This window comes from Mesorhizobium sp. WSM4832 (assembly GCF_055811115.1).
In genome coordinates, this window is record NZ_JBVVQH010000004.1 from 1 (window position 1) to 15,459 (window position 15,459).

Consider the following 15,459-nt stretch of genomic DNA (forward strand, 5'->3'; position numbering starts at 1 on the left):
GCGGCGAACCCATCATAAGGGGGAAAACTGTTACCTATGTATCCGGTTCAAAGTGTTACCCATCTATCGGCTGGACACTCGGCGAAGCCGAGACGGAGTGGGGGTTGACCAGCGCTACACTAGACAATGCATGCGCCAAGCTACCACGCACGCTATCGCCAAACCTGCGCTCACTGGTCGCCGTTATTGCCCTTGGTCAGGATGTCGTCGGCGAGCGAGATCGCGGTCCGGCGATCGGCCTCGCCGGCCGCGGCGAAAGCCTCTTCCTGCATGTTGCGGATCCAGGGCTGGTCGGCCACCGGAGCCCGCTGCAGCGCCGCCGTCATCATCGCCAGGCCGCGCACGACCTTGCCGCTCTGGAACAGAAGATTGCCGAGCGTCGCCTGCGCGCCGGCATGGCCCTTCTCGGCCGCCAGCTGCAGCCAGCGGCCGGCCTGCTTGACGCTGGCCTTCACGCCGCCCTCGCCCTTGAGGAACATCTGGCCGATCTCGAACTGGGCGTTCGGGTTGCGGTAGTTGGCGGCGGCGCGCATGTAATATTCCTGCGCGGCGACCTCGTTTTCCTCGACCGGGCTGCCTGGAATGCCTTTGCGCAGATAGTCGCCGAGCGCGACAAGCGCGTCCGAGACATAGCTTTCCTCCGGCGAGCCGGGCTCGACATCCTGGTCGACGATCTCCGAGAAGAACTTGAAGGCCGCATAGTCGTCGCGCGCCACGCCGTCGCCTTGGGCATACATGCGCGCAAGCTTCCAGGTGGCGCCGATCTGGCCATTCTCGGCGGCATATTTATAGGCCTCGACCGCCTGGTCCTTGTGGCCGTTCTTGTAGGCGGAAAAGCCGAACTGGAACACCGCCCACGGACTCGACTGCGGCTTCACGCCGGTCTTGTCGTCGAACACCTTGTCGTCGAAGGCCATGGCCTGCCCGGCGGCTCCCAAGGTCGCAATCGCGACCAGTGCCGGCAAGACAAACGACCTCAACACCTCAGATGTCCGCATAGCAGTGCGTTTCTTTGGCGGCACCCGGATGGGTCACCGCGCCATCGCGGGCCGACCCTACGGTCTGCGCATATTTCCAGATCGCGCCGGACTGGTAGTCGGTCTTGCGCGCCTTCCAACTCTTTGCCCGGGCCGCCAGCTCGGCGTCCGACAGGGCCACTTCGATCGTGCCTTTCAGGGCGTCGATCGAGATCACGTCGCCATCCTTGATCAGCCCGATCGGCCCGCCGACCGCAGCCTCCGGCCCGACATGGCCGATGCAGAAGCCGCGCGTGGCGCCGGAGAAACGTCCGTCGGTGATCAGCGCAACCTTGCCGCCCATGCCCTGGCCGTAGAGCGCCGCCGTCGTCGACAGCATCTCGCGCATGCCCGGACCGCCGCGCGGCCCCTCGTAGCGGATGACGAGAACCTCGCCTTCAAGGTAGTTGCGCTGCGTGACCGCTTCGAAGCACTCCTCTTCCGAATCGAAGCAGCGCGCCGGGCCTGAGAATTTCAGTTCCGACATGCCCGCGATCTTCACGATCGCGCCTTCTGGGGCAAGGTTGCCCTTCAAGCCCACAACGCCGCCTGTCTTGGTGATTGGCCGATCGGCGGGACGCACAACATCCTGGCTCTCATTCCAGGAAACGTGCTCCATATTTTCGGCCAAAGTGCGGCCAGTGACCGTCATGCAGTCGCCATGCAGATAGCCGTGGTCGAGCAGCGTCTTCATCAGCAACGGAATGCCGCCGGCCTCGAACATGTCCTTGGCGACATATTTGCCGCCCGGCTTGAGGTCGGCGATATAAGGCGTCTTCTCGAAGATCGCCGCCACGTCGAACAGGTCGAACTTGATGCCGGCCTCATGCGCGATCGCCGGCAAATGCAGCGCCGCGTTGGTCGAGCCGCCGGTGGCTGACACGACAGTCGCGGCATTCTCCAGCGCCTTCAGCGTGACGATGTCGCGCGGCCGGATGTTCTTGGCGATCAGCTCCATGACCTTTTCGCCGGAGGCGAAATTGAAGCGGTCGCGCATTTCGTATGGCGCCGGCGCGCCACAGGAATAGGGCAGCGCCAGGCCGATTGCTTCAGCAACGGTCGCCATGGTGTTGGCGGTGAACTGGGCGCCGCAAGAGCCGGCCGAAGGACAGGCAACCTGCTCGATCTCGAGCAGCTCGGCATCCGAGATTGTGCCGACCGAATGCTGGCCGACCGCCTCGAACACGTCCTGCACGGTGATCTGCCGGCCGCGATAGCTGCCGGGCAGGATCGAGCCGCCATAGATGAAGATCGACGGCACGTTGAGGCGCACCATCGCCATCATCATGCCGGGAAGCGACTTGTCGCAGCCGGCGAGCCCGACAAGGGCATCGTAGCAATGGCCCCGCATGGTGAGCTCGACCGAATCGGCGATGACTTCGCGCGACACCAGCGACGACTTCATGCCCTGGTGGCCCATGGCGATGCCGTCGGTGACGGTGATGGTGCAGAACTCGCGCGGCGTGCCGTTGGCGGCCGCAACGCCCTTCTTGACCACTTGCGCCTGGCGCATCAGCGAGATGTTGCAGGGAGCCGCCTCGTTCCAGCAGCTGGCGACACCGACGAGCGGCTGCGCGATCTCGGCCGCCGACAGGCCCATGGCATAGAGATACGAGCGATGCGGCGCGCGTGCCGGACCTTCGGTCACGTAGCGGCTCGGCAGCTTGGCCTTGGAGATTACCTTGGCGTCCATCATTGTCCTTGCCGCACACCCCGCGGCCGGTCCCATCGCCGGGCCAAACTGGCGCGCATCCCGAGACCTCTCCGGGTTGCTCCGGGTTTATGGCGGGAAATGGGCGGTTCCCTCGGCCTGACCTTTAGCGCGGGGGTTGTTCATAAACTGTTGCCAAAACGTCACTATCGTATGAGGCGCCGGCTGTGCAGCGAATCTGCAACATCGAGCGGAGAGACGAGGCCAAAGCATCAGTCACACAACGAAAAAAGGCCGGGCGATGCCGGCCTTTTCGTTGAATTTTCAGAAACTTAGAACTTGATCTTGATTCCACCTGAAAGCGCCGTGACCAGATCGTTGCCGACGTCATAGGTAGCGTCTTCGCCCGCGACGAAGCCATTTTCGTCGGTAAGCGTTCCAGAATGGCCGCTGGTCATAACGCCGATAGCACCGGCCAAGCGAAGCTCGATGTTTGGCCGAGGCGTGTAGGCAACACCGCCGCCGAGCGTCCAGGTATCAGTTTGGACCCCATAGCCATGCGAGGTGCCGCGATCCCAAGTAAGTTGGCCGGCAGCACTCCATTCGTCATTGAATTTGTGGCCAATGCCGCCCGAAACAGTCCAGCCGTCACGATACATCAGGTCAAGCGAAGTCGGCCTGATAGCCGGGTTCGTCACTCCACTGTTGCAGGCGGCACCTAGCGCCTTCGACTGCTCTGTACAAATCGGAACAATCTGCAGAACGCTCCAATTCACCCATTTAATCGAGCCGAAAGCGAGCCAGCCGGGCGCGATGCCCGACTGCAGTTTCAGTTCGAGCGAGTCCGGCATGGACTCGGTTGGACCGTAGATCGGGGTGGAGACGATGCCACCGATGTCCAAGGTGCCGGTAATGTTGTCGAGCTTCACCTGCGAATTGTAAACCAGGCTAGCGCGCAATGCGATGTCTGGGATTTCATACGCGATGCCCGCACGCCACCCCCAACCGCTGCTGTCAAGATCGACACGCCCGACCATGGGGCCAAAGCCGATGTCGGTTAGACCTTCCTTGAAGCCGTAGACCTTCTGGTAGAAGACACCGCCGAGGAACCGAAGCTGGCCTTTGCCCGCGTCAAACTTGTAGGAGCAGGTCGCGGCGTAGTTTTCGCTCTTGATGTCAGTTTCAATGTTTGAAACCGCGCCGTTCCAGTTACTACCCGGCGCAGTATGTGCACCCCAAGGCTGCGAGTAGTCGACCATGCAGTCGACGCCCTGGACAACCTGGGCTTTGACGCCGATGCGCGGCACCCAATAAGGCTCCGCTCCATCTGCCGTACTGCTCAAGCCTAGATTGACGCCTCCCGGACCAAGTGCATTCTTATACTTGCGGTCGGGCATCACATAGGTCGCTTCCGCCTCCGTCGCGACCGGCGCCGGATCGAACAGCAGGTCGATGTCGTAGCCGCCGCGCTCCAGGCCGCCGGCATGCGCGGGATGCATCGCTGCGCCGATCAGGGCGATCGAAAAGCAGCCTGCCCCCGCCAGAGCCTTGAGCCGCAAAATGTTCATGGAAATCCCTCCCCAAAATACAAGTGGCTCAAGCTAGAACCAATTCGGGTTAACGACGCAACAATGTTTTCAAGGGCTGTACATGTACATCTTGACAGGGCGTATTTTTGCCAAGGTGACCGGCGCCGCAATCAGCGCCTAAATCGCGACAACCGATGCCAAACGGTCGAAGAAATCCGAAAAAACCACCCAAAACAGGGCAAAAACAGCCGATTTTGGGGCTGAGAGGCCCCATTGTTACATTATGGCAACAATGGGGCCAAAACTTTCCGTTTACGTCAAAATTAACGCTGCGGAACGCCTGTTTGCGGGGCAACGAAGCAGCCTTTAAGCAGCTCCTAAAACGCGCGAATCTTGGCCGATCAGCCAGCGTCGCGGACCCTGGTCAAAGCCACAGAAAGCTTCTCTTGCGCCTCGCGGTATTCGGCGAGTTTCTCGCGCTCGGCCTCGACCACCTCTTCCGGCGCGTTGGCGACGAACTTCTCGTTCGAAAGCTTCTTGTGCAGGCGGGCGATCTCTTCGGTCACCTTGGCCAGTTCCTTCTGCAGCCGCGCGGCCTCCGCCTGGAGGTCGATCAGGCTGCCGAGCGGCAGGCTCACCGTCGCCTCGTTGAGCACGATCTGGGCCGAGCCCTTGGGCGGCGCATCGACCAATGCAATATCGCCGACGCGCGCCAGCCGCTTGATCGCCTGGGCGTGACGCTCCAGCCGCTCCTGCGTGAGGGTGTTGGCGCCGATCACCATCAGCGGCGCAATGGCCGCCGGCGGCACGTTCATTTCCGAACGCACCGAGCGGATGCCCGAGACGAGATCGACCAGCCAGTTGATGTCGCCGGCCGCCTCGTCGTCCTCGAAGTCTGGCGATGGCCAGGCGGCATGGCAAAGCAGCGAGGAGCGCTCCTTGCCCTCGCCCGCGGTCTGCGCCCACAGCTCCTCGGTCATGAACGGCATCATCGGGTGCAGAAGCTTGTAGATCTCGTCCAGAACGAAGGCGACACAGGCCCTGCTCTCGGCCTTGGCGGCCTCGTCCGTGCCCATGAACACCGGCTTCAACAGTTCCAGATACCAGTCGCAGAACAGGTTCCAGACGAAGCGGTAGGCGGCGCCCGCCGCCTCGTTGAAACGATAGCTGGTGATGCCCTCGGTGACCGCGCTCGCCGCACGCGTCAATTCCGTCAGGATCCAGCGGTTGACCGGCAGCCTGGCGTCGTTCAGCCAGAACTCGTCGTTGCGCGCCACCTCGTTCATCTCGGCGAAGCGCGTCGCGTTCCACAGCTTGGTGCCGAAATTGCGGTAGCCGGCGATGCGCGCCGGATCGAGCTTCACGTCGCGGCCCTGCGCCGCCATCACGGTCAGCGTGAAGCGCAGCGCATCGGCGCCATATTCGTCGATCAGCTCGAGCGGATCGATGACGTTGCCTTTCGACTTCGACATCTTCTGCCCGTTCTTGTCGCGCACCAGCGCGTGCACATAGACGGTGTGGAACGGCTCCTCAGGCATGAAATGCAGGCCCATCATCATCATGCGGGCGACCCAGAAGAAGATGATGTCGAACCCGGTCACCAGCACGTCGGTCTGGTAATAGGTCTTGAGTTCCGGCGTCTGGTCGGGCCAGCCGAGCGTCGAGAACGGCCAAAGCGCCGAGGAGAACCAGGTGTCGAGCACATCCTCGTCGCGGGTCAGGATCTCGCCTGGCTGGAAATTCTCCAGCCTGTCCTCGACCCAGGCTTTCCACGGCCCTTCCAGCGCCAGGTAATATTCAATGGCGGCGGCGAGCGCCTCTTCCTCGGTCTTTTCGACGAAGACATGCCCGTCGGGCCCGTACCAGGCCGGGATCTGGTGACCCCACCAGAGCTGGCGCGAAATGCACCAGGGCTGGATGTTTTCCATCCAGTCGAAATAGGTCTTTTCCCAGTTCTTCGGCACGAAGTTGGTACGGCCCTCGCGCACCGAGGCGATCGCCGGCTTGGCGAGTTCGGCGGCGTTGGCATACCATTGCTCGGTCAGGAACGGCTCGATCGGCACGCCGCCGCGGTCGCCATGCGGCACGGTATGCCGGTACGGCTCGACCTTGTCGAGGAACCCGCCCGCCTCCATCAGCTCGACGATCTTCTTGCGCGCGACGAAACGGTCGAGCCCGTCGAGCTCGTCCCAGACGGCCTGGCGCTCCGGCGTGACCTCGAGACCGGCGAGGAAATCCTCATTGTCCTTCAGCTTGACGGCTGCTTCGACCGTCAGGATGTTGATCGCCGGCAGCTTGTGGCGCTTGCCGACCTCGAAATCGTTGAAGTCATGCGCCGGCGTGATCTTGACCGCGCCGGACCCTTTTTCCGGATCGGAATACTCGTCGGTGACAATCGGTATCTTGCGGCCGACGATCGGCAGCACGACGTTGCGGCCGACCAGATCGGTGAAGCGCTCGTCGTCGGGATGCACGGCCACGGCCGTGTCGCCGAGCATCGTCTCGGGGCGCGTCGTCGCGACCGTGATGAAGGTCTTAGGATTCTGCGGGTCGAACGCCTCGCCGTCGATCGGATAGCGGAAATGCCAGAGATTGCCGTTGACCTCGTGCTGCTCGACCTCGAGGTCGGAAATGGCGGTAAGCAGCTTGGGGTCCCAATTCACAAGGCGCTTGTCCTTGTAGATGAGACCTTCCTTGTAGAGCGTGACGAAGACTTCCAGCACCGCCTTGGACAGGCCTTCGTCCATGGTGAAGCGTTCGCGCGACCAGTCCGCCGAGGCGCCGAGCCGCTTCAGCTGGTTGAAGATCGCGCCGCCGGATTCGGCCTTCCACTCCCAGACTTTCTCGATGAACTGCTCACGCGTGAGATCGCGGCGGTGGATCTGCTTTTCCATGAGCTGGCGCTCGACCACCATCTGCGTGGCGATGCCGGCATGGTCCATGCCGGGCTGCCAAAGCACGTTCTTGCCGCGCATGCGCTCGAAGCGCACGAGAATGTCCTGCAGCGTGTTGTTGAGCGCATGCCCCATATGCAGCGAACCGGTGACGTTCGGCGGCGGGATGACGATGGTGAAGGCTTCGGCCCCCTCCTCCGCGCCCGCGCCGGCCCGGAAGGCATCGGCCTCTTCCCAGATTTTGGCGATCTTCGGCTCGACGGTTTTGGCGTCGTAGGTCTTTTCAAGCATGGAGGAAGTCCGAACTGTCGGGAACAAGCGTCCGGTGTAAATCGGAAGGCCTTGGCCGAGTCAACCGCGAGAGCAGCGATCGCTCCCACAGATAGGCCTGCGCGCGACCAGCGGCAATGCCGGATGAACGGAGCCGGCCGAGCGGGCAGCACCGCTCCCCGAACACTTGAACGAAGCATCGCCGCGAAGGCGGTGCTTTTCAGCCTGCGTATTGCGGCAGCTTACTGCGCCCCGCGCGCCACGCGCTCGATCTCCTCGCGCACCAGCCTTTCGACCAGCGTCGGCAGGTTGTTGTCGAGCCAATCCTGCAGCATCGGCCGCAGCATCTCCTCGGCCATTTCATCGAAGCTCTTCTTGCCGCGGCTGGCAAATGCGTCGGAAAGCTCGCCAAAGGAGGCGGCAACCTGCCTGCCCGTATGCTCGGAAAGGATCGCAGGCCGAGCCGGCTGAGCCTCCGATGCGGATGCCTGGGGAGCGTCGGCATGCGCGGAAGCTTCCGCCGTCGGCTCCTCTCTCTCGATCTCCACCCGCTGAGCGGCCTCCGGGACCCGGACGGCCGGTTTCGCGGTGACCGTGCTGCCGCCCGCTGCCGCGATTTCCCGCCGCCAATCGGCAACAATGGTCTCGGCGTTCTGCGGTGCGTTTGCCACGGCGGGCTTGCTCGTGGCCACTGGCGCGCTCGGCTCGGCAGCGCTCCTGGCCCCGACCTCCGCCAGCGTCGTCGGCGCGGCTTTCACCGGCTCGGGGCGAGCCTCGGCGCGTGTAGGCACCGGATCGACCGCTGCGAGCTGGGCCTGGACTTCCGCCAGCGTCACCGGCTTGCGGGGGCCGGCATCGGCATGCAATTCGGACCGAAAGGCGTCGACGTCGACATTTGGCAAAGTAGCGGGGGGCACGGCAGCCGCGGCCGGTTCCAGATCCTGGCGCAGCTCACCGGCCTCGGCCGGCTGCTTGCGCCCGGTATCGCTGTCTTCGATGATCCTTCGGATGGAAGCCAGTATCTCTTCCATGGAAGGTTCGCGCTGCGCGCTGCTTGCCGTCGCCATCGTCACATCCGCCGCCCAAGTGACCTGTTCAAGGACCTGACCTGGTCAAGAACTGACCTGTTCAAGAATTCCGGTCCTGCCCGGGCCGGAATTCGAATCAATATCGACAGCGTAACCGACCGATCGTCATCCGAGAATCCCCAATCTGGGTACTCCTTGGATTTCAACAGATTAGGCGCCGTGCGGCCCGATGAGCCGCGCCGTCCACAAAGACAAACGCCGCGCGTCCATGGGACACGCGGCGTTCGCCGGAAGCCGGTATTCGGAAATCAGCGCCCGTCAGGCGTGCGCAGGCCGTACCATTTGTCCTTGACGGCGTTGTAATGCTCTTCTGGCTTGTACTTGGTGACCCCCAAGCCAAGACGATCGACCGACAGCCGGCCCATCGCCGACAGGATGGCGTAGCTCGCCACGACCACGTCGCGCTCGGAGCTCGCCTGGTTGATCTTGGCGGTGATGACCGCGTTCTGCGCGTTCAACACGTCGAGCGTGGTGCGCTGGCCGACATTGCGCTCCTCGATGACGCCGTTGAGCGCCAGTTGCGCGGCATCGATCACCTGCCTGTTGGCATCCACGCTTTCGCGCGCGGCGACATATTGCGTCCAGGCCGACACTACGGCCTGGCGCACCTGGTCACGGCTGACATCGACCTGGATACGGGCCTGGCTCAGTGATTCCTTGCCTTGCCGCACCAGCGCCGAGGTCCTGCCGCCCGAATAGATCGGAATGGTCAGCGTGGCGCCGATATTGGCTGAGGTCGAAGTGCCGTTGGTGCCCCTGATATCAGGAACGGAGTGGCTGTAATTGTCCGAAATGCCGGCGGAGGCCGTCACTTGCGGCAGCAGCGCGCCTTCCGAGGATTTCACCGAGAACGCCGCCGCATCGACCAGATGCTGCGTGGCAAGGATGGCCGGATGTTCGGCGGAAGCAATGGTTAGGGCCGAATCGACGCTCCCCGGCAACAGCTTACCCAGCGGCGAGGCCGCCTTGAGCTTGCCCGGCTCGTCGCCGACGATCTGGTGATAGGTGGCGGCGCTCGCCAGCGCCGTCGCGCGGGCGGCGCTCAACTGAGCCACGGCCGTGGCGCGCGAGGCATCGGCCTGGGCGACGTCGGTGCGGGTGCCCTCGCCGACCTCGAAACGCGAGCGGGCGGCGCGCGCCTGCTCGGTTAGGAATTGCAGGTTCTGCGCGGTCAGCGCCGCGACCTGGCGGTCGCGAATCACATCCATATAGGCGCTTGCCGCGTTGAACAGGATGTTCTCTTCGGTGTTGCGCAGGCTTTCGACCGAAGCCCTCACCTGCGATTCGGCGGCGGCGACGTTGTTCCTAGTCTGAAAGCCGTCGAACAGCGTCTGGTTGATCTGCACGCCGAAGCTGCCCGTGGTTATGTTCTGGGTGGCGCCCTGCGCGTGGGTGCTGGTGTAGTCGATGCTGCTCGAACCCGTGACGGTCGGGCGCCAGCCCGACTTGGCGATGGCCACGCCTTCATCGGTGACGCGCACGCCGGCTCGAGCGGCGTTGAGCTGCGAATTGTACTGGTAGGCTTTGGCGAGAGCGCCCGTAATGGTCTCGGCGGAGGCCGCCAGCGGCGATAGTGCCGTGGCGGAAACGAGGATAGCTGCTAAAATTTTCTTGCGTACGGACGGCACGTTATATCCCTCATTCGTTTTGCATGGGAACCACGCCACGTCAGCCCACCCTTACAGATCAGCCGGCGCCGCGTTGTTTATCGTTCCCCCGCTGACAGCATCCCGATAACTCCCGGTTAACCAATCAGCAACGACTGTTCGGCGCAAGCGACCATGTAAGTGCCTTCGCTGCAAGGCAAAAACGCTCAGAATTCAAACGCGTGAGCACGTTCGAAGCCCGGTAGTGGCTTAATTGCCGCATTAAAGGCCCGTCTTCCGGTTACAACCCCCCCTGCCTTGAAAAACAGCCGGGCCACGCCAGAGTTGCCGCGCCCTTCGACTGCAACCAGGCGTCCCTCTTCGGCAAGCTGGTCGAGCAGCGCCGGCGGCACTTCCTCGACACTGCCGCCGATGAAGATGACGTTGTAAGGTCCGTTGGCGGCGTGTCCTTGCGGCAGCGGTCCGGTCACCACCGTGACGTTCTGGCAGCCAAGGCTGGAGAGCGTGGTTTTCGCGGCCTCCGCCAGCGCGGGATCGCTCTCCAGCGCGACGACTGAACGCGCAAGCCGGGACAGCAGCGCCGCGCAATAGCCGGTGCCGCAACCGACGTCGAGCACCGAATCGCCGGCGTCGATTTCGGCCAGTTGCAGCAGCTTGGCGAGCGGCGACGGCTCCATCAGGTAGCGCGCGCCGGCGCCGTTGGCGCCATCCGAGATACGGATGTCTTCATCGATATAGGCCAGATCCTGCTGTCCGGGGCCGACAAAGGCCTCGCGCGGGACGGCGAGCATCGCTTCGATGAGCGGCGCGCTGGTTACATCGGTGGTGCGGACCTGGCCGTCGACCATTTTCACGCGGCGTTCGGAGAAATCAGCGCTCATGTCCCAACAATCCGCTCCCCGCGCCAAATGCGCGGCTCAATTTCGACCGGAACCCCGCTCCGGCGCGGTTGCGCTGGAGCCCGCAAGCATCTGGAGGCCTCGCCCGGAATCGAACCGGGGTGCAAGGATTTGCAGTCCTCTGCGTAACCACTCCGCCACGAGGCCTCGCAATGCTCCCGGCGTTCCGAGCGAACTCATTATGTTGGTGCTCAAAGGTCGTCAAGCGCCCGCGCGTCATTCCCGACGCTTTCGCATGGAGCGGCGAAAGTGGTGATTACCAATCGGTTGAGACAGGTTCGGCATCGCTGCGGCGCAGCCGCCAAGGCTCTCAGTCGGGCCGGCGCCGTCGCTCCCACCAGACGACGAAACGCCGCCGGTGGCGCCGGATCATCGCGAATTCATAGGATAGAACCAGGAGACCGAGCGGAACCATCCAGAAACCGAGAATCGGCAGAAAGCCCAGAAGTCCGCCAAGGGTAAGCAGCATGCCGATCGCGATTCGCCAGCCGCGTGACCGGGGCATGGAGAATTCGCGGCCGAAAACCGTGATCTTCCGCGCCGGGGCGCCGTTGTCGTCCGCTGCCGTCATTCAAAACCAATCCCACTGCTGGCGAAGCCATACCAAAAGGCGACAACCGACAGCTTTGTTCCGTGCCGGTGTGAAGCCCTTCATATGTGGGCATGCCGAAACGATGCCACAAATAGCCGCATTAAAAACTGGAGAAAAATTGCGAATTGCTTCTTTGCAAAGGTGAAAGGTGTTTGCTATAGGCTGCGCCACTCACATCAGAGCCTCCGTTCCCCGGTAGCTCAGTGGTAGAGCAACCGGCTGTTAACCGGTTGGTCGCTGGTTCGAATCCGGCCCGGGGAGCCAAGTTTTCCAAACCTAGCATAACGTGAAAAGGCCGAAAAATCGGCTGATGTACGGTATATGTACGGCGATCGGGTTTGCTAGAACGCAAAAAGCCCGCCACCATGGCAGCGGGCCGCCAGTCAACCCGAGGATTGACCTTTCAGTTTATCGGCGAATGCGACTTGCCTAGCAGCCGGTCCGCTGCTTCCCCTGCTCCTGTCGATTGTGCCATCGCGACCATCGTGTCGGCCGTAACGATGAACTTGGCCACGCGAGGCGCCCGTACTGCCATTCGCTTTGCAAGCGATAGGTGCCGACACCCTCGACCTCGATCTCGTTCATGCCGTGCCTCGCTGTGGGAGAACGTGGCGAACATTCCATAAGCCATGGCTTATGGGAAAAGGCTTTAGCCCACCGCCCCATTCACGGCAGCGGTGGGCACCCCATGCAAAGCAGAGGGCATAGCCGGAGGAGAGGTGCGGCCGCCCCCCCGAGCTATTACGCTGTGAACACGCAAGTTCTGCGCCATGGATAATTTTCCCAATATGAGACAGTTCATCCACGGTACTAATTAGGGTGTACTAATACACGCATTACTTGTCCGACATACCTCGTTGTGCAAGCATATGGATGGCCGGGACGGGAGTTATAATAGCCTTCAGCCGGCGCCATGTATCCGTGTGCCCCCCGCCGGTCAGGCCCGGTTCGTGCTACCCCCCGCAGCCGGCCGGGCCGCTGCACTATGGGCACATCCAGCGTCTGCGCTTCTCAGGCGACCCAGACGAAGACATTCCTTCCGGGCGTTCTTTGCGCTTCCTTCGCGCGCGAGGCAATCAGAGCCCAAGAGGCCAGTCGGCCCTTGGTAGTCTTATCGGCGGCCGATCAGGCTTGACCAATGCAGCCTCGACCAACTCGGCCGCGGCCTTCAGGACCAGATCGGCACCGTCGTTGATTTGGTCGAGGCGCTTGATTACCCGGTCATGCAAAAGCAAAAGGCGCGCGGCTCGGTGAAGAGCGGCTCGCCTTTCGCCATCTCGGTCCAATGGTCCAAAACGCATAATAGCATCTACTCGAAACGCAGTGGTACTGATGGCTACCGTCGCTCAGATCGATCATGCCGACGACATCGCCATATGGCTGTCAGCCACACACAAATGGCGTACTCGGCCAGAGCCACAGTCGAGGCACGCTGCTTTTCCCGCGCTGCGAACAAGTGTCGTGCTCGGCATTCCATATCCCGGCGAAGTCAGCCCCCCGCCACGACGAGCTGGCATCACAACGGCCGTCTTACATTAGCCGAAGGGGTCGTTGACCACCGCGGTCTGTGACCTAGCTTAAAGCTCACGATGGACCGTCCAGACTCCGAAAATGGCGGAATGGCGCGCACCGTGGGAGACTCTCGGGGCGTTGAGCAATGCAGGTCGGCTGTTCGGAGCGCCGCGCTCTTGGCGACCGAGAACGGCGGCCACGGCATCTTCAAGTTCGTTTTCAAGCCGAAATCATCTGCGCCGGCATGTCTGTCAGCGCACGACCGGCGTTCCGCTATGCAACAACGAATCCGCAGCACTGGAGGACCCGAAGCAGTGACAGCTTCGAGAGTAAGCAGAGGCTTTAGCCAGCACCAAGGCTAGCACGGCGATGCCAGATCTTGCCGGAATTTACATGAACAACGCAGATCTCGCCATCCTGGGCGGGATAACGGTATTTGTATTGGTGGGCGTCTATCTCGTGCTCCGGCGTATCCTTATCGCAATGCGACAGCGACGCCTGAAACCAAATCCCTATCTGAGCGAATACAGGCCTACCCCCGTCGATGAGGTTCCTTGGGTTTGGGAACGACCGGTCGAGCTGGCAGGCGAGCCTGCTTCTTCTCAGACTGCCGTGCCCTCAGACCCGGACACCCGGTCTCGGGATGCCAACCACCGTCAGTTCGGGGTGCGGACCGAGCATTTCGACATAATCTCCGAAGCTAGCGAGAGCTCGCCCGGGGCCTTGCCCAATGCATTCCCTTCCACGACAAACGTCGCCACGGCCTCACCGCCTCCCGTTCGCAGGCAGATCGGTCTTGCGACACGCCTGGGCGTCACCATAATCTGCCTGGTCGTGCCGCTTGGCTTTGCGATGACGAGACAAAACCAGGTCGAAAGTGCTCCCGCCATGTCGCATGCCCAGGGCGATCTTTCGCGGTCCTTCGAACCTCCGGCCAGTTCTGCAGCGGGTATGCGTGGACCAGCGCAGGCAGATGAGCGCACCCGTGTCGAATTGCTTGGCCCGGATCCCGCGGCGGCCAAGGCACAGGTCAAGGCAGCTCTTGCTCAAGCAGCCGCCGCGAGGGAATTGGCCGGACAAGAACACCGGGCGATGGAGGGCGAGCGCGCCAGGAGCGCCTCTCTGCAGAGCGCGCTCCTTGAGTCGCGCAGGCAGATCGACGCGCTGAAGACAAGCATGGCAGCCGCCGACAACGCCAGCGAGGAGCGTTTGCGCAACGAACTCGCGGCAGCTCGCACACTCGATGCATTGCGGTGGATCGCTCAAGACGCCCGTGCGTTGCTGGGCGAAACCATGAACTATGTGTTTGTCCAGATGCCCGCTGCTCGCCTTGAACGTCAGCGAACCGAACGGATGGCGCGCGACCTATCGCAAGCGCGGGGGCAAATTGAACAGCTTGAGGACAAGGCCGCCGCGGACCGCGCCAGGGCCGAGGTTTCGCTGGCGCAAGCGAGCGGAATGCTCGACGAGGAGCGCCGGAAGTCGGCGGCTCTTCGTGGCGACCTCGCCGAAATGCAGCAGACCAGGGCCGCAGCCTCGGACATGACTGAACGGGAACGGACCGGAACAGCCACAGCGAGAGAACGTGCCGAGCAGACCACGGCCGAGACGGCGCAGACCCTGGCACGGGAACGCGCTGCAACAGCTTCGACCCGCGAGGATCTCAACAAGGCCCGCCTCGAGCGCGACGCGGCTGAGCAGGAACGAACCAAAGCAGTCACAGCCAGAGAACGTGCCGAGCAGGCCGTGGCCGAGACGGCACAGACCCTGGCACGGGAACGCGCTGCATCAGCCTCGACCCGCGAGGATCTCAACAAGGCCCGCCTCGAGCGCGACGCGGCTGAACAGGAACGAACCAAAGCAGTCACAGCCAGAGAACGTGCCGAGCAGACCGCGGCCGAGACGGCGCAGGCCCAGGCACGGGAACGCGCTGCATCAGCCGAGGACCTCAATAAAGCCCGTCTCGATCACGGCGCGGCCCAAGCACTTTTGGGGCAGGTCACCAGGCTGAACGAGGCCCTGGACAAGCAACGTGAAGCCACTGTTTCTCTAGCTCGCGACCTTGCTGCCGCGCGCGCGGACAATGACCAACTTAGGGCTGACCGCCGTAGCGCGCAGATCGAGCCGCCGCTGAAGCCGCGCTCTGGCCGTCCATCGGCGGGCACGGGCCAAGTCAAGGCTGTCAGCCAGAAGACTACGCGCAGCAAGGCTCGCAGCCCGTCGCGGGTGATCCGCGTGCGTTCTATCACGCTTCCCTTTTCCCTCCGGCCGAGCCACTCGACGTTGGATTGAGTTCCATGGAGTGCCCGCCCTCGCAGCCTCTTGCGACCACACTTGAGCCTGCAAGAGATCACCACGTGGTCTCTTGCTGAAAACCGGGAGCAGGCGGGATGAATTCGAC

Annotated in this window: 9 protein-coding genes and 2 tRNA genes; 2 read left to right on the plus strand and 9 right to left on the minus strand. The window is 62.7% G+C overall.

What is annotated here, in order from left to right; genetic code table 11:
• Positions 1-170: 170 nt before the first annotated feature.
• From AC0L2L_RS07060 to AC0L2L_RS07100, 9 genes are all read right to left on the minus strand, one after another.
• On the minus strand, positions 171-998 hold the full coding sequence (locus tag AC0L2L_RS07060) for a tetratricopeptide repeat protein (RefSeq protein WP_027167248.1): 828 nt from the start codon (positions 996-998) through the stop codon (positions 171-173).
• Positions 985-2,709, minus strand: coding sequence for a dihydroxy-acid dehydratase (gene ilvD / locus AC0L2L_RS07065; RefSeq protein WP_473577517.1), 1,725 nt, complete (start codon positions 2,707-2,709; stop codon positions 985-987). The genes AC0L2L_RS07060 and ilvD overlap by 14 nt, the downstream gene beginning before the upstream one ends.
• Positions 2,710-2,999: 290 nt before the next feature.
• Positions 3,000-4,235: an outer membrane protein transport protein gene (locus AC0L2L_RS07070; protein WP_473577117.1), complete on the minus strand. Its 1,236-nt coding sequence runs from the start codon at positions 4,233-4,235 to the stop codon at positions 3,000-3,002.
• Between the two features lie 362 nt (positions 4,236-4,597).
• Positions 4,598-7,381: a valine--tRNA ligase gene (locus AC0L2L_RS07075; protein ID WP_473577119.1), complete on the minus strand. Its 2,784-nt coding sequence runs from the start codon at positions 7,379-7,381 to the stop codon at positions 4,598-4,600.
• Positions 7,382-7,602: 221 nt separating this feature from the next.
• Positions 7,603-8,427: a PopZ family protein gene (locus tag AC0L2L_RS07080; RefSeq protein ID WP_473577121.1), complete on the minus strand. Its 825-nt coding sequence runs from the start codon at positions 8,425-8,427 to the stop codon at positions 7,603-7,605.
• A 269-nt stretch (positions 8,428-8,696) separates the two neighbouring features.
• The gene (locus tag AC0L2L_RS07085; protein WP_473577123.1) at positions 8,697-10,076 is read right to left on the minus strand and encodes a TolC family outer membrane protein; all 1,380 of its coding nucleotides are present in this window, start codon (positions 10,074-10,076) and stop codon (positions 8,697-8,699) included.
• A 185-nt stretch (positions 10,077-10,261) separates the two neighbouring features.
• On the minus strand, positions 10,262-10,936 hold the full coding sequence (locus tag AC0L2L_RS07090) for a protein-L-isoaspartate O-methyltransferase family protein (RefSeq protein ID WP_027167242.1): 675 nt from the start codon (positions 10,934-10,936) through the stop codon (positions 10,262-10,264).
• Positions 10,937-11,027: 91 nt separating this feature from the next.
• Positions 11,028-11,101: transfer RNA gene (locus tag AC0L2L_RS07095), tRNA-Cys, on the minus strand.
• A gap of 163 nt (positions 11,102-11,264) precedes the next feature.
• A complete protein-coding gene (locus AC0L2L_RS07100) occupies positions 11,265-11,525 on the minus strand; it encodes a hypothetical protein (protein WP_473577125.1) in 261 nt (86 codons plus the stop codon).
• 210 nt (positions 11,526-11,735) lie between these two features.
• On the opposite strand from AC0L2L_RS07100, the gene AC0L2L_RS07105 reads away from it, so the two are divergent.
• Together AC0L2L_RS07105 and AC0L2L_RS07110 are read left to right on the plus strand one after the other, a co-directional pair.
• A tRNA-Asn gene (locus tag AC0L2L_RS07105) sits at positions 11,736-11,810 on the plus strand.
• 1,641 nt (positions 11,811-13,451) lie between these two features.
• The gene (locus AC0L2L_RS07110; RefSeq protein WP_473577127.1) at positions 13,452-15,350 is read left to right on the plus strand and encodes a hypothetical protein; all 1,899 of its coding nucleotides are present in this window, start codon (positions 13,452-13,454) and stop codon (positions 15,348-15,350) included.
• The last annotated feature ends 109 nt before the right edge of the window (positions 15,351-15,459 follow it).

Excerpts from the sequence above, each read along its gene's own strand:
- AC0L2L_RS07090 (WP_027167242.1), bottom strand. The coding sequence starts at position 10,936 with ATGAGCGCTGATTTCTCCGAACGCCGCGTGAAAATGGTCGACGGCCAG.
- AC0L2L_RS07075 (WP_473577119.1), bottom strand. The coding sequence starts at position 7,381 with ATGCTTGAAAAGACCTACGACGCCAAAACCGTCGAGCCGAAGATCGCC.
- AC0L2L_RS07070 (WP_473577117.1), bottom strand. The coding sequence starts at position 4,235 with ATGAACATTTTGCGGCTCAAGGCTCTGGCGGGGGCAGGCTGCTTTTCG.
- AC0L2L_RS07110 (WP_473577127.1), top strand. The coding sequence starts at position 13,452 with ATGAACAACGCAGATCTCGCCATCCTGGGCGGGATAACGGTATTTGTA.
- AC0L2L_RS07100 (WP_473577125.1), bottom strand. The coding sequence starts at position 11,525 with ATGACGGCAGCGGACGACAACGGCGCCCCGGCGCGGAAGATCACGGTT.
- AC0L2L_RS07060 (WP_027167248.1), bottom strand. The coding sequence starts at position 998 with ATGCGGACATCTGAGGTGTTGAGGTCGTTTGTCTTGCCGGCACTGGTC.
- AC0L2L_RS07080 (WP_473577121.1), bottom strand. The coding sequence starts at position 8,427 with ATGGCGACGGCAAGCAGCGCGCAGCGCGAACCTTCCATGGAAGAGATA.
- ilvD (WP_473577517.1), bottom strand. The coding sequence starts at position 2,709 with ATGGACGCCAAGGTAATCTCCAAGGCCAAGCTGCCGAGCCGCTACGTG.